We start from the raw sequence: 18,882 nt of genomic DNA on the forward strand, positions 1-18,882 counted from the left end.
TCACCGTGCCTGCAGCAGCAGCCCGAGGACGGCGCCGTAGAGCAGGTGGGCGCCGACCGCCACGGCCGGGGTCTGGATACCGTAGTTCAGGGCAAGCAGGCCGGGGGGCTCCAGCACCGACCTGCTTGCCGGCCCGGCCCGCTGCGACGCCATCCGCGGGTGGACCCCCGGCAGCAGCGGCAGGATCACCGTCAGCGCCACGGCCACATGCAGCAGGCCAAGCAGCGCGCCGAGCCACCAGGTGCTCCGGCCCAGCAGGGCGAAGGTCGCCGCATAGCCGAGCGCGAACCCCTGTCCCGCGGCCAGGTGAAGGAAGAACCCGGCGACGCGGGCCTTGTCGGGGTCGGCCGTGACAAGGGTGCCGAGCACGAGCGGAAGGTCCAGGCGCGTCAGCCCCGCCATCTGCGCGCCGATCATCACCACGGTCAGGACACTCGTGGCCAGCAGCCCGAACAGGGCCCACCCGGACCAGTCCATTTCAGCACCCCCGGAGTCTCTAAAAAGAGCTTATCTTGATTTTAGAATCCGCCGCAGGCATGGTCAAGCCCCCGTACCAAGGGTGCGGGGGCTTGATGCGGGCTACGGCACGACGTCGTAGAACAGCTGGCCGCCGGCAGCCCGGACGCCGTCGGTTGGCTTGTGCTCCGTGATCCTTCCCGGCGGCATCAGGTGGCCCACGTCGACGCCGTCGAGCAGGACCGCGTGGTCGGCGATCAGGCGCCGGTGGCACCGCCACCACACGGTCTCGCTGCACATGATGGCGGTCCGCCGCGCCGCCGCCTGGGCGAGCACCCCGTTGAGCGCCTCGATGAATTCCGCCGAGCGCATGTGGGCGGCATAGGCCCGGAAGGACTCATTCCGCAGGGCAGTGTCGGGCGAGTCCGCCGGGAGCTTGCGGAAGCCGCCCAGCCGCTGCTCCCAGCGGTAGCCGATGCCGGCCTCCGGCAGCCACTGCTCCAGGCTGGCCTTGCCGAAGTGCGGGTGCTTGCGGCTGCCCGGGCCGATCCGGACATCGACGACGGCGGCGACCTGCGCCGCCTGAAGCAGCTGCCGGAACTCCTCCTGGCCGGCGGCCCCGTGGCCCACCGTAAGCAGGAGCGTACGTGCTGCCGTCATGATCCCGCCCCTGCTTCGCTCGCGGCGAAGGCTTCGGACGCCTGCAACGGCACGGTCAGCGCAGGTGGTCCCGCTGCAGCGCCGCATTCGCCGTCCGCTCCGCCGCCAGGGAGGCCAGGAGCCGAAGCCGCTCCGCGGAGGGCGATCCGGGTTCGGCGGTGTAGATGAGCAGGACGAGCCCGGGTTCGGCGGTGAGGGCCAGTTCCTCATAGGCCAGGACGAGCTCGCCCACCTCGGGGTGCCTGAACCGCTTCGTGCCGGTACCGTGGGTGCGCACATCGTGCGCGCCCCAGAGCCTGCGGAACGTCCCGCTCTGCGTGGAGAGCTCGCCGACAAGGTTCTGCAGGCCCCGGTCGTGGGGGTCGCGGCCGGCCTCCGCCCGCATGATGGCCACGCACATCTGCGCGAAGACGTCCCAGTCCGGGTAGAACTCCCGGGAGGCCGGATCCAGGAACTGGAAGCGCGCCAGGTTCGGGGTGCGGCCGCCGTCGCCGATCACGGGCGAGTAAAAGGCGCGGCCCAGCGCGTTCAGGACGAGCAGGTCCTGCTGCTGGTTGCGGACGAAGGCGATGCCCTCCGTGATCGCGTCCAGCGCCCACTGCAGGCTGGGGCGGGAGGCGGCCTGCCTGGCCGCCCGGCGGCGGGTCCGGCCGGAGGTGGGGATGCCGTCGGCGGCGCGCGCGAGGTCGAACAGGTGCGCACGCTCGGTGTCGTCGAGGTTCAGGGCCCGCGAGACCGCGTCGAGCACGGAGGAGGATGCGCCGGCGATCGCGCCGCGTTCCAGCTTGGCGTAGTACTCGACGCTCACCCCGGCCAGCATCGCGACCTCGGTGCGCCGCAGGCCGGGCACGCGCCGCTTGGGGCCGGCGGGGAGCCCGGCCTGCCCGGGCGTGACCTTGGCCCGCCGCGACATGAGGAATTCGCGGACCTCGTCTCGATTGTCCATATGGTCAGGATAGGTCGGCCCCGGCAAGACTGGGGTGCCCTGTCGGTACACCCCTCGGCAGTGGCTGCCACTGCGCGGCCGGGCGCCGTTTACTGAAATGGTGCCCCGTCCCTCTCCCCTGCCGTAGCGGCCCCCCGGGCGGCTGCTTCCAACGTTGCTGCTCGTGCCGGCGGTGTTCGGCCCGATCTCGATGGACCTCTACCTGCCGGTACTGCCCGCGCAGACGGCCGAACAGGACGCCGCGACCTCTATTCCGGCGGGGCCTGTTCGCGTTCCTCGCAGCGATCGGCGCGGCCATCCTCGCCGGAATCGCGCTCATCTACCGCGAAACCCTGCCGGCGCACCACCGCATCATCGGCGGCTTCGCAGAGTCCGGACGCGACTTCCGCACCCTGCTGGCAAACCGCGTGTTCACCGGTGCCGTGCTCGTGCAGGGATTCGTGAACGCCGCCCTGTCCGCCTACCTCGCCGGGGCAACCTACGTGCTGCAGGACATCTACAGCCTCTCCCCGCAGCAGTACGCGCTCGCGTTCGGCCTGAATTCGGCCGGGTTCATGGTCTTCGGCTACCTCGCCGGCCGCGCAAGCGAGCGGTGGAGCGTGACGGGCACGCTCGCCGCCGGACCGGTCCTGTGCGCGCTCGGCGCCCTCGGCCTGCTCGCCGCGGGACTTTTCGCGCTGCCGCTGGCCGCCGTGATCGTATCGCTGCTGGTCATGGTCAACGGCGTCGCCGCCACGATGCTGCCGCTCGGCGTCGTCACCGTCGTCTCGGTCGCCCTTGCCGCCGCGGCGCACGCGGCGCTCATGATCCGCTGCAACGCGCCGATGCGAGCGATCGGCACGCGGGCCGGGCACCTCCGCGTGCCGCTGGCCGAGGGCACGTCATCGTCACCCACGACGTCGCCTTTGACGGACTCGAGCCCTTCTCCGGCATCCACCTGCACGGCGGGCCCGCACCGGTGAGCGGTTTCCTGCCCGAACTCATCGCGCTGTTCATGGGCGCGGAGATCAACCCCGGCGAGGTCTTCGGCCTCACCCTGCCGCCCGGGCAGGCCGCCGAACCCTACCAGGCCATGGACGAGCGCCGCCAGGGTCCTGCTCACCCCCTCCCCCAAGCCTCGGTCACCGTAACTCTGTGACTCCAGAAGTCTGGAACTCCGCGACCCGGTGACTCCGGGACTCTGTTGGGCGCGGCCCTTCGAGTCCTCCGCGCTGCGAAACGAAAGGTGCCGCCGCAACATCGTGTTGCGGCGGCACCTTCGGTTTCGTCCGGCTGCGGGCCCTAGCCGATGTGGGCCGGCGCGTCCCCGGGCATGCCCCCGGGGACGCTGACCGTGAACACGTTGGGTCCGCTGCGGGTGACCCTGACCCGGTCCTTCGGGGCGTTTGCCTGGGAGGATACGTGGGTGATGGCCGCGTCCAGCGTGTGGTCGATCGTGGAGTGGTCCCAGATCTTGAGGGTCATCGAGTGCGATTCAAAGCTCATGCGCCGTTGCTTCCTTTGAGAGTTTCCCGGCCGCCTCCTCGCTGAGGCAGCGGCATCCACCCTATCCGACCAGGCGTCCCCGGCAGGTCAAAGTGTGAGCTATGGCACAGCTTCGGCCGGGCCGGGTACGTCGTTATCACGTTCCTGCTGATCGACAAGGCCGGGCGCCGCGTACTGACCGTCCCGCCGCAGTGGCTGTGCGCCGTCGTCCTCGCGATCATCGGACTGTGGGCCGGCGCCAGCGCCCGTTGTACTCATCCTCTTCCTGGTCTTCTCGTTCTTCAACGCCGGGTACAACACGTTGACGAACGTCTACCCGGGCGAGGTCCTCCCGACCGAGATCCGAGGGATCGGAACGGGTTTCGCAGCCGCCGTCAGCCGGGTCGGGGCGGGCATTGGCATCTTCCTGCTGCCGATCTCGATGGAGAGCCTCGGCTCCGGCCCGACCATGCTGATCGCCGCCGGTGTCGCCCTCGCCGGTGCTGCGCTCTCCCAGTGGCTGGCCCCGGAGACAAAGGGTAAGACCCTCACCGAAGCGGCAGCAGGGTACTCACATTAACGGCGGCGTTGCCCGTTGGTGAAGGCGTCGCCCGTTCCGTTGCCGTTCATCGAAGGCCAATGAATTTCGTGCCGGACGTTCAGTCCGGCACCAACCAGTCCGGCACCAAATTGGCCACCTCAGGGACAACTCGGAGGAGACAGCATGGCGCCCAGCAACTACCCCGGTTGGTCTCGGTCCCCTTTTCCTCAAGCACCCGGGTCATCCGCCCGATCCGGGTAGGGCGGGCCGGGCCGCTCCAGTCGATCACCGTACTATCTGCGGGGAAGGACCGCCGAGCCCTGCGCGGCATAGAAGGCGGCGCTCCGGCTCAGCGCCTGCGTCGCCTCCGCCAACATGCGCCCGTAGTGGAGGAAGGCGTGGAGCACACCGTTGAACTCCTCCAGCCTGTGCGGAATCCCGAGCTCGGCCAATACCGCGGCGAGGGCATGGCTGTCGTCACGGAGCGGATCGAGCTCGGCCGAGACAATGTAGCAGGGCGGCACACCCGCGGCCAGGTCGGCCGACAGGCAGTCGATGTACGGGCTGCGGAGATCCTCGGCCGACCGTATGTACATTGCCGAATACGCCTCCAGGTCCTCCCGTGTGAGGCCGTCCCACGGTCCGCCGAACAGACGGCGCGACGCTGAGTCCGTGAGACCGTACATGCCGTAGTAGAGGAGGAGCGCCCGGATGCCGCCCGCCCCCGAGAGCTCGTCCCGGAGGTACAGGTACGTGCCGAGAGCGAGGCTGGCCCCCGCGGAGTCGCCCGCGAGCGCCAGGTCGCCGCCGTCGATGTGGTGGTCCGCGCCATGGGCGCGGAGGTACTCCACGGCGGCCGCGCACTCCTGGATCGCGCTCGGGAAGCGCGCCTCGGGCGAGAGCCGGTAGTCGACGCTGACGACCGCTGCGCCCGTTTCCGCGGCGAGGACGCGGCAGATCCGATCGTGCGTGTCGACGCTTCCCATCAGGTACCCGCCGCCGTGGATGTAGACGATCGCCGGGAGGCTGCCTTCCGCCGAGGGGGAGTAAATGCGGATCTTCACGCTGCCGAAGGGGCCCCCCGGCGCCGTCGTGTCGACGGTCTGCGCCATGCCAGGCCCGCCCTCGTTCCAAAAGGCGCGCTCGCGCGCGTAACTGGCCCGGATGGCGTCGACATCGCCGGCAGCACTGGCCGGGGAACCTGCGGTCAGCTCGTCCTGCTTGTCCAGCACAGCCCGCATCTGCGGTGTCAGCCGGCTGAGGACATCGATCTTGTTCATGTACGGTTACTCCTTCTTGCCATTCCGAGGCGGCGACGGCAACGAGACTCCTTCGGGTGTGCTTGGATGCCCAGCACCACGACCTCGCGGGTGCGCTTCATGGTGTGGCAGGTCATGCGGGCAGGCCGTGCACCGCGGAAGGGGCAGTTCCGCAGTGCCGTACTATCGATTGGCACGTTTTAAAGGGCTGGCACGTTGGCCAGCAACTCGCGGGTGTAGCTGTGCCGGGCATTGTCGAGCACCTCGTCGGTGCTTCCCAGTTCCACGATCCGGCCGCTCTGCAGGACTGCCATGCGCTGGGAGATGTGCCGTGCCAAGGCGATGTTGTGGGTAACGAAAAGCATGGACATGCCCGATTCGTGCTGCAGGCTGCGCAGCAGATCGATGATGGAGGCCTGCACGGAAACATCAAGGGCCGAGGTGACTTCGTCGCAGACCAGCAGGGACGGGGCGTTGACCAGTGCACGGGCGATGGCGGCGCGCTGGCGCTCGCCGCCGCTCAGGTCGCGGGGGCGGCGGTCCAGGTAGCTTTCGCCCAGCCGGACCTGGTCCAGCGCCTCGCGCACCCGACGCCGCCGTTCCTTCCGGCCCATCCTGCCGGTCATGAGCAGCGGAACTTCCACCGATTCACAGATCGTCCGGCGCGGGTTGAGCGAGGAAAAGGGGCTCTGGAACACGTACTGGACGCGCCGGCGCTGTTCCGTGGTGCGGGCCCGGGTCCCTGCTGCCAGTTCTTCGCTGTCCAGGCAGACCCGCCCGGAGTAATCGTCATTCAGGCCGGCAATGCACCGCGAGAGCGTTGTCTTGCCCGAACCGGATTCGCCCAGCAGCATCATGGACTCGCCCTGCCGCAAGGAGAAACTGATGCCGGCCAGCACCTGGTTGCTGCCGTAGGCCAGCTGCAGGTCCGCCACCTCCAGCAGGTTCCGCCCCTCGCGCCCCTCGGGCACTTCAGGGGACGGGCGTCCTGCCGGATCGGGGACCACGGCCTGCGCGCCGGTGATCGCGGTGACACGGCCGATCTGGCGCCTGCCGGCCAAATCCGGCACGGCGGCCAGGAGCTTGCGGGTGTAGTCGTGCTGCGGCCGGTAAAGCACCTGGTCCGTTGGGCCCTGTTCCACGACTTCGCCGGAGAGCATGACCGCGACGTCGTCCGCCACCTTGGCCACCACCGCCAGATCGTGCGTAATGTACAGGCCGGCGACGCGGTGCCGGTCAGCCAGCTGGGCGATGGTCTGCAGCACCAGCGCCTGCGTGGTGACGTCCAGGCCCGTCGTCGGCTCATCCAGCACCATTACTGCCGGCCGGCAGGCGAAGGCCATCGCGATGCCCACACGCTGCTGCTGGCCGCCGGATAGCTGGTGCGGATAGCGGCGCTGGTACGCGGGGTCGTTCTTCAGGCCCACTTCGGCCAGCACCTCGGCGGTGCGGGCCCGGCGGTCCGCGTCCGACGACCCGTAACCCTGGATCTGGAGGACCTCCAGGATCTGGTCACCGATCCGCATGGCGGGGTTCAGGGACAACGCCGGGTCCTGGGGGACGTAGGAGATGGCACCGCCGCGCAGTTTGCGCCGTTGGGATTCCGGCAGATCCAGCAGGTTCCCGGCCTGCCCGGCACCGGCCAGCTGGACGGAGCCCGCGGTGTGCACCAGCCCCTGCCGGAAGTGTCCCAGGCACGCCAGCCCGGCCGTGGTCTTGCCGGACCCGGATTCACCGACCAAGGCAAGGATTTTGCCTGGCCGCAGCTCGAAGGACACCCCGTGGAGGATCTCCTCGCCGGATGCCGTGGCGACCTTCAGCCCTTCCACGCTCAGGACAGGGGTGGTGGTCATGGTGTCTTCCCGGACCGGACTGCTCATTTGCTTGCTCCCGTGTTGGAGTTGGCCGCGGCACGGGCCAAGGAATCAGTGATGAGGTTGGTTCCGACCGTCAGGACGGCGATGGCCAGCACCGGCAGCAGGACGCCCCAGGGCTGGACGACCAGGGCGATCCGGTTCTCGTTGATCATCAGGCCCCAGTCCGCGGTGGGCGGCTGCATGCCCAGTCCCAGGAAGGAGAGCGAGGCCACGGCGCCGATGGAGTAGGTCATCCGCAGGCCGAGTTCCACCATCAACGGGCCTGTGATGTTGGGCAGCACGTCCTGGACGAGGATCTTCCACTTCGGCACGGCGTACATTTCGGCGGCGCGGATGAAATCCTCGGTGATCACGTTTACGGTGGCCGAGCGCGTTACGCGGGCGATCCGCGGCGCGTGGGTAATGCCGATGACGGTCACCAGGACCCAGCCCTGCGGGCCGAGCACGGTGATGGCCAGCAGCGCGAAGACCAGCTGCGGCAGCGCCAGCAGGACATCGTTGCTGCGCATGATGATGCCGTCCACCCGGCCGCCCCGGTACGCCGCGGTCATGCCCACGAGCACTCCCAGCGCCATGCCCAGCAGGGTGGCCAGGGCGGCGTACATCAGCAGCCGCAGGCCCCCGCCGAGGAAGCGGGACAGGACGTCGCGGCCAAGGTTGTCGGTGCCCAGCATGCCGTCGGGCTGGAACGGGCGGCCGGCGAATTCGGTGCTGGTGTACCCGGTGGCCCATGGCAGCAGCAGCGGCCCCAGCAGTGCCAGGAGGACGACGGCGGCGGCCAGGCCGATGCCGACCTTCGCCTGCCGCTGCCGGATCAGGCGGCGGAAAAGCCCGGGGGGAGTTTCGACTTCGCGGGCAATGATCTGAGGTGAATCAATTACGCTCATCGGGCGCCCCCTGTACGCAGCTTGGGATTAGTCAGGATTCCGACGGCATCGGCCAGCAGGTTGACCACGATGTACACCGCGGCGACCAGGATCGACAGGGCCTGGACCACCTGGACGTCGCGGTTGGCCACCGCGTCCACGAGGGCCTGGCCAATGCCCGGGTAGCGGAAGAGGAATTCCACCACCACGACGCCGCCGGCCATCCAGGCCAGCTGGATGGCGACCACCTGGGCCACCGGCGAGAGAGCGTGCGGCAGTGCGTGGCGCAGGATGACCTGGCGCTCCGGCACGCCCTTCAGCCGGGCCATTTCCACATAGCCGGAGTCCAGCACTTCGAGCATCGTGGCCCGCATCATCCGGGCGATATACGGTGTGACCATCAGTACCAGCGTCATGACCGGAAGTACCAGTTGGAGCGGGTAGTTCCAGACGGCTTCGCCCGGCGGAGCCATCGTCACCGACGGCAGGATGGGGAACACCGTCGTGGAGAACAGCGTGACAAGCGCAATGCCGATGACGAACTCCGGCAGGGCAGCCAGGACCAGGCTGGTGCCGGTGACCACGTGGTCCCCGGTGTGGCCGTGGCGGAGCGCGCTGTAGGTCCCCACCAGCAGTCCGGCCGGAATGCTGATGATGCTGGCTGCCGTCAGCAGCACCAGCGAGGCAGCGATCCGTTCGCCGAGCAGGTCCGCTACCGGACCGCCGGAGGCTGCCGAGACCCCGAAGTCTCCGGTGAGCAGGCCGCCCAGCCAGGACAGGTAGCGCTGCCATGCCGGGTCGTTGAGGTTCATTTGCTCGCGCAGGGCGGCCAGCCGCTCCGGTGTGGCCTGCTGGCCCAGGATGGCCTGGGCCGGATCACCGGGCAGCAGCAGGGTGGCCACGAAGACCAGCACGGACACGGCCAGCAGGATCAGGACGCTGGTGGCCAGCCGGCGCAGGATGATCGAGGTCATGACGGGGTACCTCCTAGCCAGACACGGCGGAATTCGAAACCGGACAGGGCCAGGCCGGTACGGTTAGGTACCAGTCCGGCGACATACTGCTGGTAGGCGTCCGCCTGGTTGGCGTGGCCCCAGATGATGTAGCCGCCTTCGTTGTATTCGATTTCCATGGCCTTGCCGATGAGTACGTTGCGTTCGGCCGCGTCCACGGTGCCCGTGGCCTGCTCAATCAAGGCGTTGAACTGCGGATGGTTCCAGTGCGTCTCGTTGAACGGTGCGGTGGGCAATGTGCTGGCGGCAACCTGCGGCAGGTAGTTGCGGGTGTAGTAGAAGTCCTGCGCAAAGTCCCACTGCAGGTAGCTGTCCCCGAAAAAGGTGGTGGTGTCCACCTGGCGGATCTTTACGGTAATGCCGGCGGCAGCCGCCTGTTGGGCGAAGACCTGCGCCGCTTCCACGGCCCCGGACTGAATGGGCGCGGTGACAAGCTCCACCGTGAGCCCGTCGGCATAGCCGGCTTCGGCCAGCAGTTCCTTGGCTTTGGCGATGTCCTGCACGCGCTGGGGCAGGTGGGAGGGATAACCCGGGTCGAAGGGCGAATACATGTCATTGCCCAGGCTGCCGTTGCCGCTGAGCACCTGCTCGATCATCTGCTCGCGGTCCACTGCCAGGCGGAAAGCCTGGCGGACGCGGACATCGTCAAACGGGGGCCTGTCCACGCGCATGGTGAAAGGCATCCAGGCACCCGTTTCGGACTTGAGGATGCTGATCCGGGGATCGGCCTCGATGACTTCCAGCAATGCGAGCGGAATCTGGCCGATGGCGTCCACCTGGGTGGAGAGCAGGGCGTTGATCAGTGCGTCGTCGTCACTGAAGTTCAGGATTTCCAGCTCGTCCAGGTAGGGCTCCCCCTCCCGCCAGTAATGCTCGTTGCGGGCAAAGACGCTGTTTCGCCCCGGGGAAAAGGACCGGTATTTGAAGGGGCCGGTGCCCACAGGGTCGGCCGGGTCGTAGTCCTCCGGGACGATGCCCAGCGTGTACTGGCCCAGCGAATCATCGAACGTCGCGCTGGGGCTGCTGAGCCGGAATTCCACCCTGTGCTCACCGAGTACGGCCACTTCATCCAGGATGGCCAGCGCCGCGGCCCCGCTCTTGGGATCGTCCGGATTAACAATGCGCCTGAAGCTGGCCGCAACGTCGCGTCCGGTCATGGGACGGCCATCATGGAATTTCACGCCCCGGCGCAGATCCACCGTCCAGATCCGGGCGTCGGCGGACGGCGTGACCCGGGTGGCCAGCAGCGGCTTGAGTTCGTAGTTTTCGTCCCGGTAGAGGAGCGGTTCGTACAAGTTCACCACCCGGGCAATGTCGGTGGTGCTGACGGAGGAGTGGGCGTCCAGGCTGTCCACCGCACCGCCTCCGGCCAGACCCACCCGCAGCCGGCCCCCGCGCTGCGGCGGTCCGTCCGGATTGACCAGGACAGCGGCCGGATTCGCCCCGCAGGCTGCCAGCAGGCCGCCGAGTCCGATAACCATTCCCAGACCCAGCACCCGGCGGCGGGTCGGATGGAGCGCAGCCGGGCCAGGCGGCAGGCTGCGCGGAGAAGATGCTTCCACGGATCCTTCTTTCTCAGAGGGAGCGGCTAGGAGGTGACTTTCCTGCCGATCCAATCCGGTGCCTCGCCTTCGAGGCCGGTTCTGAATCTGCTGATGCTGTCCAGGACGGGAACGGGAAACGGGGTGCTGCGGCCCGAGTTCTGGTCCACATGCAGGGCCAGCAATTCTTCGGTGGCTATGACCTGTTCCCCGGTGCGCATCTCGTGGGCCAGATGAAGCTTCTTCGCCCCGGCACCAACAATCCGGGTGGTTACGGTCAGCTCGGTCCCCAGCCCTGTCTCGGCCAGGTACCGGACATGCGCCTCAACGGTATAGAGCGAACTGCCGGCCGCTGCCCGGTATGCCTGGCCCATCCCCAACCGGTCCATGACCTGGTCGGTGGCGAAGCCGAAGACCAGCACGTAGAACGCCTCCGACATATGCCCGTTGTAGTCGATCCAGTCCGGCTGGACCGTGCACCGGTAGGCCGGCAGTGCACTCACCGCCGTACCCGTCATGGCTGGTCCGCCTTGAGAGCCGCCAGCACATTCCGGATCGCAATGATCGCCTCGTCCCGTTCGGCCACCAGCTCGGCAACCGACCGGCCATCGGCCTCCTCGTCGCAGCCGGCAATCACCGCGTCACGCAGTCCGGCGGTCAGCTCCGGCGCGTCCAGCCGTGTCCACGGGGACTTCAGGGACGGGCCGAAATGATCGAGCATGTGGGCCATGCCGCCTTCGCCCCCGGCCAGATGGAAGGTGAGCATCGGGCCCTGGATGGGCCAGCGAAGCCCCGGTCCGTCCGTGATGGCCAGATCGATTTGTTCGACGGTCGCCTCGCCGTTGTCCACCATGTGCAGCGCCTCGCGCCACAAGGCCTCCTGGAGCCGGTTGGCAATGAACCCGGGCACTTCCCGGTCCATGGTGATCACCGACTTGCCGATGTGCTCGTACCAGGCCGAAGCCCATTTCACCGCTGCCGCCGAAGTGTTCTCGCCGCCGACTACTTCCACCAGCGGGATCAGGTAGGGCGGATTGAAGGGGTGGCCAACCACCAGCCGGGACGGGTTCGCTGCTGCCGTGGCCATTTCCGTCATGCCGTAGCCGGAGGTCGAGGAGGCGATAACGACATTGGGTGCGGCCACCGCATCGATCTGCGCGAGCAGGGACTGCTTCAGGTCCAGGACCTCCGGCGCGCTCTCCTGCACGAAACCGGCGCCGGCCACGGCCTCGGCCAGGTCCGCATGGACGCTGATGTTGTCCTTCGACGCCGTCGGCGCCAGCCCCAGCTTCGTCAAGGCCGGCCAGGCGGCGTCGGTGAGCCGGCGCAGCTTCACTTCGGCATCCGGCGAGGGGTCCCACGCCTTCACCCGGTAGCCGCGGGCCAGGAAGTAGGCGGCCCAGCCGCCGCCGATGGTGCCGATCCCCACACAGGCGACCGTGTCGACGTCGTTCATCTCCAGGGGCGTGAATTCTTCGGTAGTCATGGCGTCAGGCTTTCTTCTCGAGCTGGAGGATTTCGCGGGCCTCGTCCGGGGTGGCCACCGAGGAGCCGAGGTCATGGATGATCTGGATGGCACGTTCGGTCAGCTGCGCATTGGTCGCCTTCACGCCCTTGCTCAGGTAGAGGTTGTCCTCCAGCCCTACCCGGACGTGCCCGCCCAGCAGGACGGACTGCGCCACCCAGGGCAGCTGGTCACGGCCGATGGCAAAGGACGTCCACTGCGCGCCCTCGGGCAGCATGTTGACCATCGCCTGCAGCAGCCCGGCATTGGCCGGCGCGCCGTACGGGATGCCCATGCAGAGCTGGTAGAGCGGGGGCGGGGCAATCAGCCCCTCCTCCACCATGATGTTGGCAAACCACAGGTTCCCGGTATCGAAGATTTCCATCTCCGGCTTTACGCCAAGGTCCCGGATGCGCTCGGCGCCCTCGCGGAGCATGTCCGGGGTGCTGATATAGACCTGGCTTCCCTCGCCGAAATTAAGTGAGCCGCAGTCGATCGTGCAGATTTCCGGCCGCAGTTCCTCCACATGCGCCAGGCGCTCCAGGCCGCTGACCAGATCCGTTCCGGGCAGCTGCTTGGTTGGCTGCCCGGGGTCCAGGACCAGGTCTCCCCCCATGCCGGCGGTCAGGTTGATGACCGGGTCCACGTCGCTCTCGCGGACCAGGCGGACCACCTCGCGGTAGAGCGCCACATCGCGCGATCCCCGCCCTGTTTCAATGTCGCGCACATGGATATGGACTACCGATGCGCCCGCCCGGGCGGCCGCGACGGCATTGTCCGCGATCTGTTCGGGGGTGACGGGTACGTGCTCGCTCTTGCCGGTGGTGTCTCCGGCGCCGGTGAGGGCACAGGTGACAATAACCTTGCGGTTCATGCAGGACTCCCTTGCGATAGGACGATATTGCGGTCAATGAAACTTTCGATATGGCTGAACATCTGATCCGGAGGCAGGATGCCGGTCAGGACCTTGATGCCCAGGCCGTCGATCAGGCTGGTGAGCTCCATGGCCAGCTGGTCGGACGGTACATCCACGAATACGCCCGCCTCCTGGCCTTGGACGATGGCGTCCTCCACGGTCTTGTACCAACGCCGATAGCCCTGCGCATGGTTCTCTCTCCCCGACGTGTTCACAGCCACGTCCGCCCAGGTCTGCAGCCAGATGGAGAATTCCGCGTTGCCCCGCTCACCGGCCGGGAGCTGGAGTTCGATCAGCCGCTTGAGCCGGCGGACCGGATCCGTGATGGAGTGCAGTTCGGCAATCTGGCGGTCAAAGGCCAGCTTGATCGAGTAGCGCAGCGTTTCGGCGAAGATTTCGCGCTTCGTTGGAAAGTAGTAGTGGACGGCGGCCGTGCTCATGTTGCAGGCATAAGCGATGTCGGCGATGCGCACCGCCGAATACCCGCGGCGGGCCAGGAGCCACCAGGCTGCCTCGATGATCGCGCGCCGCTTTTGGGCGTGTTCGTTGTTCTCCGGGTGCCTCGTCGGAAGGATCTTCGCCGAGGGCGGAACCGAGGGCCCGTGCGCCTCATCCGAACCTGACAGCAGCCAGTTCACCGTTACACCCGTGATGTCCGCGAGGTTGGTCAGCTCTTCCGGGTGGAAGCGACGCGTCCCGTTGAGCGCCTTGGAAAGCTTGGTTTCATCCAGGCCCATATGGTGCGCGACTTCCCGTTGGGCCATTCCCGAGTTCCGGATGGACATCCGGACGCGCTCTGTGACCTCGGTCTCATTTATTGGCATGGACCGAAGTTAGCCCAAGTTTGCGATAACAGCAATACGTTTCTGACTAAAAGTCAGATAATTGCGATTGTTGCGCCAAGGGTCGAAGCTCTGCAGCCCTCCCCCACGGCGGCCTGATCGACGGAAACTTCGGTCGGCTGATGGCAGCTATGATCATGGCGCGGAGCCGGCGCGGCCGTCCCTGGCCGCCGCAATTTGTGACGGCACGGCGCCGCATATCACCACGTTCCCGGCACCATGAATGGCTCCTGGCATGCCCGATGGCGGTGCCGGCAATTACCCTGCCCCCAAGGCCAACCGCGTGAAGCCCCGCGGCAGCAGAGGGGGTCCGGTAGCACTGCCCGAATTGCCACTGATTGCTAAGTATGCTTATCGTTGCGCAAGAACACTCACTAGGAGGCAATCATGATCGGTTTCATCATCGCCGGGCTCGTCATCGGGGCACTGGCCCGTCTGGTCAAACCCGGCAGGCAGAAGCTCAGCTTCGTGGCGACCCTGCTGCTCGGGCTGGCCGGGTCGGTGATCGGCGGGCTCATCGCAAACCTGCTGGGCACCGGCGACATCTTTGAGCTGAACGTCGTTGGATTCATCGTTGCCGTCATCGCAGCAGTGCTGCTGATCGGCGTGGCCGAAGGCATGTCCGGCCGCCGCAGCGTCCGGCGCTAACCGGAGCCGGCGCCGACTGGACTCCAGCGACTCGGGGAGACGGACCTGCCAGGTCCGTCTCCCCGAGTGCGTGCGTTGAGCCAGTTCAGCCTTCGTCGCAGAGCAGGTGGTACCAGCTGTCGGCGAGCACTTCGAGCGCATGGTCGCGGTTGGGCTCGAGCTGCGTGAAGGCGAGCGTTCCGTGGAGGTGGCGCGTCTCCTTGGAAAAACGGCCGGCCAGCTCCAGGCCGCGGACGATGTCGGAGATGACCTCTTCATGCCATCCCTCGACCAAGGCCCGCACCTCGCGATCGACCGCTGCGGCCTCGTCCAGCACGTCGAGGTACGGGCGGAAGACCGGCCAAGCAATGGACCCCGCGCGACATCGCCGAATACAACGGCATCGGCGGCACCTCGCCGGTGATCGTGGGCGGCCCCAAGACCGTTGCAGACGAACTGATCTCCTGGATCGAGGAGACCGGCGCAGACGGCTTCAATATCTCCCATGCGGTCAAGTTCCGGGACATCGAGGACTTTGCCCGCTGCGTCGTGCCCGAGCTGCAGGCCCGCGCGGTCATGCGCACCTCCTGCGATGGTGACACCCTCCATGAAGGCCTCTTCGGCCCCGGACGGAGCCGGTTGCCTTCGGACCACCCCGGCGCCGGCTATCACCGCGCCCTTACCGTTCAGCCCCCCGCAAACGCGGTAGGCCCGGCAGAATCCTTATGCAGTTCACTCCAAACATCCTGAGCAGCCGCCACGGAGAAGGCTCGCGGGCGTCGGCCCCTTGCCCGACGGTCCTCCCCACTTTCGAAATCCGCTCCGAGGGATGCTCCGCGGAGGCAGCAGTCGAAAAACGACGGCAGGGCGGCTCTGTTACGGGGCCGGGTCGGTGAACCTTTGCCGGTAGGAGGTGGGGGTGGTGTGGTAGGCGGCGGCGAAGTTCTGCCGGAAGCCGACGGCGCTGCCGAAGCCACAGGTGCGGGCGATGCGCGCGACCGGCCAGTCGGTGGTCTCGAGCAGCCGCCTGGCCTCGTCCAGGCGGCGGGCGAGGATCCAGCGGGCCGGGGTGGTGCCGGTGGCCTCGGCGAACCTGCGGGTGAAGTTGCGCCGGCTCATGCCGGCATGGGCGGCGAGTTCCTCGACCGTGAGCGGCTGGCCGAGGCGGGCGATCGCCCAGTCCAGGGTGGCCCCGAGGTGCCCGGTGCCGCCGGGCTCGGGCACCGGCCGGTGAACGTACTGGGCCTGGTCGCCCTCGCGGTGGGGCGCCACGACCAGGTGCCGGGCGATTTTGGCGGCCGCGGCAGAGCCGAGGTGCTTACGGACGAGGTAGAGGCAGGCATCGATCGCCGAGGCGGTGCCGGCGGAGGTGAGCACGTCGCCGTGGTCGAGGTAGAGCGCGGAGTCGGTGACCGTGACGGCGGGGCGGCGGCGGGCCAGCTGGGGCGCCGAGGCCCAGTGGGTGACGGCGCTGCGCCCGTCCAAAAGTCCGCTGTCGGCCACGGGAAAGGCGCCCAGGCATAGGCCGGCGACGCGGGTGCCGTCCGCATGGGCGGTGCTGATCAGATCGGTCAGGAACCCGTCGGCCGGGGGCAGGTCCGCCGGCCAGGACGGGAAGACCAGCAGGTCGGCGCCGGCGACGGTCTCCGGTCCGGCAACATCCTGGAGTGAGAGTCCTTCGGCCGTCCGGACGCCGCGGCCGTCTTCGGTCCACACGGTTGTCTGCCACCCGGTGGCCAGGTTCTGGCGGGTGACCTCGCCGAAGACCATCAGCAGGGAGGCCAGGTGGAACATGGTGATGCCCTCGAAGGCGTGGACTGCGATCTTCATCTTGGCCTGAATCCATCCATAGACGTCTTTTGTGCCACTCACGCTACCGGATGCCGCACCGGCAGACTAATCCGTGGCAACCAGCCCCACACCACCGAGGAGAACACAATGAGCGCACCCCGCCGGGCCCTGATCCTGGTCGACGTGCAGCAGGAATACTTCGACGGGATCCTGCAGATCCAGTACCCCTCGCGCGAGCAGTCACTGGCCAACATCCTGCGCGCCATCGACGTCGCCAACCGGCAGGACCTTCCCGTCGTAGTGGTCCAGCACCAGCTGCCCGAGGGTGCGCCGGTCTTCGCGGCCGGCTCCGCCAGCTGGGCGCTGCACCCCGAGATCGAAAGGCGCGCCACCGCGTCCTGGAAGCGGGTGACCAAGGACAAGGCCAGCGTCTTCGCCGGCACCGACGTCGCGCAGTGGCTTACCGACCGGCAAATCGACACGATCACGATCGCCGGCTACATGACCAACAACTGCGACATCGGCACCGCCGCCGCGGCCGAAGAGCTCGGCCTGGCCGCCGAGATCCTCTCCGACGCCAGCGGCTCGCCCCACCTGGCCAACGAGGCCGGCCAGGTGCCGGCCGAGCAGCTGCACCAGACCCTGCTGGTGCTGCTCCAGTCCAACTTCGCCGCCGTGGCCGACACCGATACCTGGGCCACCGCGGTCGAATCCGGTCAGGCCCTGCCCAAGAGCGACCTCGGCACCTCCGCCATCCAGGGCCGCGCCGCATTCGCGGACACCGCCTCCCTGGCCGGCGCCTAAAACCCCTGCCTGCCGCGGCGCCGGGGACAGTGCGCCGCGGCAAGCCCCGGCCGAATATGCAGGTGGAGGCCCTAAGGTGGCCACTCTTTCCGTGAGCTTTGAGGAGTCTTTTGCATGATCCCCGCACCGCCTTCGGGCACCGCCCCGTTCGCCCTTTCGGTGCTCGACAACGCGCATACCGGCGTCGGCCAGAGCGTCCAGGAAGCGTTCGGCGAGATCATCACGCTGGCCCGGCTGGCGGAGCTGCGGGGGTACCACCGGTTCTGGATCTCCGAACACCACGGCATGCCCGGGGCGGCGGCGCCGTCGCCGCAGATCATGCTGGCGCGGCTGACCGGTGCAACGGACCGGATCCGGCTCGGGGCCGGCGGGGTGATGCTGCCGAACCATGCGCCGCTGGTGATCGCCGAACAGTTCGGCATGCTCGATGCCCTCGCCCCGGGCCGGATCGATCTGGGGCTGGGCCGCGCCCCCGGCACGGACCTGCCCACCGCCGCGGCGCTGCGCCGGCATCACGAGGCCAACGACAATTTCCCGCAGCAGGTGCTGGAACTGCTCGGCTTCCTCGGCGACGACTTCCCGGAAGGCCATCCGTACCGCAACGTCCACGCGGTGCCGGGCCCATGGCAGGCCGGCCAGAACCGCGTCCCGCGCCCCGGGACGGCACCGGAAGCGTGGATTCTGGGCTCCTCGCCGTACTCGGCCCGCCTGGCCGGACAGCTCGGGCGGCCCTACGCCTTCGCGCTGCAGTTCGGTGATGCCGATGCGGTCACGGCCCTGGAGCTGTACCGGGAGAGTTTCCGGCCCTCCGAGGTGCTGGAGAAGCCGTACACCCTCGTCAGCGTCGGCGCGGTGGCCCACGACGATCCCCACGAAGCCAGGCGCCAGGCTGCCTCATCGGCCATGGCCATGCTGCGGATGTTCCAGCGCAAGCCCTACAGCCTGCTCCCGCCGGAGGAAGTCGAGGCCTACCCCGCCACCCTCCCGGAGCAGCAGATCCTCGACACCTACACCCGGCGGTTCCTCAACGGCACCGGACCCGAGGTGGCCGCAGCCCTCGAACACCTCCAAGCCCGGACCGGGGCCGACGAAGTGATGCTCACGGTCATGGGCCACTCGCGCCAGGCCCAGGCCCGCACGCTCGAGCTGATCGCCGACCACTACGCACTCCCCCCACGGTAAGGCCCGGGCATGACTCGCATGAGCGCTCTCGGCAGGATCCGCGGCGGCTGCGCGAAGACGCCCACTTCCGGGACGGAGAACGGAGGCGGGAGCCGCCGATCAGCATTGAACAGCAACTGACCAGTCTCATACGAGACAGCCGGTGCATAAGCCGGTGCCGTAACGCGACAGTAAAACCTGAGATTGTGCACGGGTCTGAATGAGGGGCTGGTGCTCTAAGTTTGGGCCTATCGCGTCCCGTTACTGTCCCGTTTGAGCCCCCTCCAACACTCCACTACCCCTACCGGCGTCAGCCTCCTGTCAGCGATGGCCCCGGCCGACATATTCACGGTTATCGACTCTTCATGGTTGTCAACGTAGCAATGGCTGGGGACTGTTGGCATTGAGTGTGCGGTAGATCCGTCGGGCGAGGTGGCGTTTCACGCTTCGACGGATTTCTTTCTTGGTCCGTCCTTTTGGCCGGCTGTTGCGGTGTTTGTGGCGGGCGTTCCGGGGGTCCTCTTCTCAGTCGTTGAGGTCGCCGATGCGGTGGACCTTCAGCGAGTTGGTGCTCCCGGTGGTGCCCGGCGGGGAGCCGGCGGCAATGACCACCA

General features: G+C 67.8%; 22 protein-coding genes. 7 read left to right on the plus strand and 15 right to left on the minus strand.

What is annotated here, in order from left to right; translation table 11 throughout:
• The 3 genes from HGG74_RS19160 to HGG74_RS19170 form a co-directional block, all read right to left on the minus strand.
• Window positions 1-477 carry a hypothetical protein gene (locus tag HGG74_RS19160; RefSeq protein ID WP_168488989.1) on the minus strand — a complete coding sequence of 159 codons (477 nt, stop codon included), beginning with the start codon at window positions 475-477 and terminating at the stop codon, window positions 1-3.
• Window positions 478-579: 102 nt separating this feature from the next.
• The gene (locus tag HGG74_RS19165; protein WP_168488991.1) at window positions 580-1,116 is read right to left on the minus strand and encodes a DUF488 domain-containing protein; all 537 of its coding nucleotides are present in this window, start codon (window positions 1,114-1,116) and stop codon (window positions 580-582) included.
• Between the two features lie 55 nt (window positions 1,117-1,171).
• Entirely contained in the window at window positions 1,172-2,062 is an 891-nt protein-coding gene (locus tag HGG74_RS19170; protein ID WP_168488993.1) for a helix-turn-helix domain-containing protein, read from the minus strand.
• A 407-nt stretch (window positions 2,063-2,469) separates the two neighbouring features.
• On the opposite strand from HGG74_RS19170, the gene HGG74_RS21255 reads away from it, so the two are divergent.
• Window positions 2,470-3,024, plus strand: coding sequence for an MFS transporter (locus HGG74_RS21255; RefSeq protein ID WP_205762201.1), 555 nt, complete (start codon window positions 2,470-2,472; stop codon window positions 3,022-3,024).
• The gene (locus HGG74_RS19180; RefSeq protein WP_168488995.1) at window positions 3,021-3,200 is read left to right on the plus strand and encodes a hypothetical protein; all 180 of its coding nucleotides are present in this window, start codon (window positions 3,021-3,023) and stop codon (window positions 3,198-3,200) included. Before HGG74_RS21255 ends, HGG74_RS19180 begins: the two co-directional genes overlap by 4 nt.
• Before the next feature lie 143 nt (window positions 3,201-3,343).
• Here HGG74_RS19180 and HGG74_RS19185 read toward each other — a convergent pair whose 3' ends face one another.
• On the minus strand, window positions 3,344-3,547 hold the full coding sequence (locus HGG74_RS19185) for a hypothetical protein (RefSeq protein ID WP_168488996.1): 204 nt from the start codon (window positions 3,545-3,547) through the stop codon (window positions 3,344-3,346).
• A gap of 301 nt (window positions 3,548-3,848) precedes the next feature.
• Here HGG74_RS19185 and HGG74_RS21780 point away from each other — a divergent pair, with 301 nt between their 5' ends.
• Window positions 3,849-4,106, plus strand: coding sequence for an MFS transporter (locus HGG74_RS21780; protein WP_246263076.1), 258 nt, complete (start codon window positions 3,849-3,851; stop codon window positions 4,104-4,106).
• A gap of 254 nt (window positions 4,107-4,360) precedes the next feature.
• Here HGG74_RS21780 and aes read toward each other — a convergent pair whose 3' ends face one another.
• The 9 genes from aes to HGG74_RS19235 form a co-directional block, all read right to left on the minus strand.
• Complete coding sequence (gene aes / locus HGG74_RS19195; protein WP_168488998.1) at window positions 4,361-5,347, minus strand: acetyl esterase; 987 nt, start codon at window positions 5,345-5,347, stop codon at window positions 4,361-4,363.
• Between the two features lie 179 nt (window positions 5,348-5,526).
• On the minus strand, window positions 5,527-7,206 hold the full coding sequence (locus tag HGG74_RS19200) for a dipeptide ABC transporter ATP-binding protein (protein ID WP_246263077.1): 1,680 nt from the start codon (window positions 7,204-7,206) through the stop codon (window positions 5,527-5,529).
• Complete coding sequence (locus HGG74_RS19205) at window positions 7,203-8,090, minus strand: ABC transporter permease (protein ID WP_168489002.1); 888 nt, start codon at window positions 8,088-8,090, stop codon at window positions 7,203-7,205. The genes HGG74_RS19200 and HGG74_RS19205 overlap by 4 nt, the downstream gene beginning before the upstream one ends.
• Entirely contained in the window at window positions 8,087-9,043 is a 957-nt protein-coding gene (locus tag HGG74_RS19210; RefSeq protein WP_168489004.1) for an ABC transporter permease, read from the minus strand. Before HGG74_RS19210 ends, HGG74_RS19205 begins: the two co-directional genes overlap by 4 nt.
• Window positions 9,040-10,563, minus strand: coding sequence for an ABC transporter substrate-binding protein (locus HGG74_RS19215; protein WP_168489006.1), 1,524 nt, complete (start codon window positions 10,561-10,563; stop codon window positions 9,040-9,042). Before HGG74_RS19215 ends, HGG74_RS19210 begins: the two co-directional genes overlap by 4 nt.
• A 107-nt stretch (window positions 10,564-10,670) precedes the next feature.
• Entirely contained in the window at window positions 10,671-11,141 is a 471-nt protein-coding gene (locus HGG74_RS19220; RefSeq protein WP_205762203.1) for a thioesterase family protein, read from the minus strand.
• Complete coding sequence (locus HGG74_RS19225) at window positions 11,138-12,109, minus strand: 3-hydroxyacyl-CoA dehydrogenase NAD-binding domain-containing protein (RefSeq protein WP_168489010.1); 972 nt, start codon at window positions 12,107-12,109, stop codon at window positions 11,138-11,140. Before HGG74_RS19225 ends, HGG74_RS19220 begins: the two co-directional genes overlap by 4 nt.
• Window positions 12,110-12,113: 4 nt before the next feature.
• Window positions 12,114-13,001, minus strand: a complete 888-nt coding sequence (locus tag HGG74_RS19230) for a beta-keto acid cleavage family enzyme (protein ID WP_168489012.1) — start codon at window positions 12,999-13,001, stop codon at window positions 12,114-12,116.
• On the minus strand, window positions 12,998-13,780 hold the full coding sequence (locus HGG74_RS19235) for a TetR/AcrR family transcriptional regulator (protein WP_246263079.1): 783 nt from the start codon (window positions 13,778-13,780) through the stop codon (window positions 12,998-13,000). Before HGG74_RS19235 ends, HGG74_RS19230 begins: the two co-directional genes overlap by 4 nt.
• A 492-nt stretch (window positions 13,781-14,272) precedes the next feature.
• On the opposite strand from HGG74_RS19235, the gene HGG74_RS19240 reads away from it, so the two are divergent.
• A complete protein-coding gene (locus HGG74_RS19240) occupies window positions 14,273-14,533 on the plus strand; it encodes a GlsB/YeaQ/YmgE family stress response membrane protein (protein ID WP_168489016.1) in 261 nt (86 codons plus the stop codon).
• Between the two features lie 85 nt (window positions 14,534-14,618).
• Here HGG74_RS19240 and HGG74_RS19245 read toward each other — a convergent pair whose 3' ends face one another.
• Entirely contained in the window at window positions 14,619-14,849 is a 231-nt protein-coding gene (locus HGG74_RS19245; protein ID WP_246263080.1) for a hypothetical protein, read from the minus strand.
• A gap of 89 nt (window positions 14,850-14,938) precedes the next feature.
• Between HGG74_RS19245 and HGG74_RS19250 the strand changes: the two genes are divergently transcribed.
• Window positions 14,939-15,262 (plus strand): hypothetical protein, encoded by a 324-nt coding sequence (locus tag HGG74_RS19250; protein ID WP_168489018.1) that lies wholly within the window; start codon window positions 14,939-14,941, stop codon window positions 15,260-15,262.
• A 126-nt stretch (window positions 15,263-15,388) separates the two neighbouring features.
• Here the strand turns inward: HGG74_RS19250 and HGG74_RS19255 are convergent, their stop codons facing one another.
• Window positions 15,389-16,342 carry a GlxA family transcriptional regulator gene (locus tag HGG74_RS19255; RefSeq protein ID WP_168489019.1) on the minus strand — a complete coding sequence of 318 codons (954 nt, stop codon included), beginning with the start codon at window positions 16,340-16,342 and terminating at the stop codon, window positions 15,389-15,391.
• Between the two features lie 108 nt (window positions 16,343-16,450).
• On the opposite strand from HGG74_RS19255, the gene HGG74_RS19260 reads away from it, so the two are divergent.
• The gene (locus HGG74_RS19260) at window positions 16,451-17,107 is read left to right on the plus strand and encodes an isochorismatase family protein (protein ID WP_168489021.1); all 657 of its coding nucleotides are present in this window, start codon (window positions 16,451-16,453) and stop codon (window positions 17,105-17,107) included.
• Between the two features lie 114 nt (window positions 17,108-17,221).
• Window positions 17,222-18,289, plus strand: coding sequence for an LLM class flavin-dependent oxidoreductase (locus tag HGG74_RS19265; RefSeq protein ID WP_168489023.1), 1,068 nt, complete (start codon window positions 17,222-17,224; stop codon window positions 18,287-18,289).
• The last annotated feature ends 593 nt before the right edge of the window (window positions 18,290-18,882 follow it).

It is taken from the genome of Arthrobacter mobilis, assembly GCF_012395835.1.
Lineage (GTDB): Bacteria > Actinomycetota > Actinomycetes > Actinomycetales > Micrococcaceae > Crystallibacter > Crystallibacter mobilis.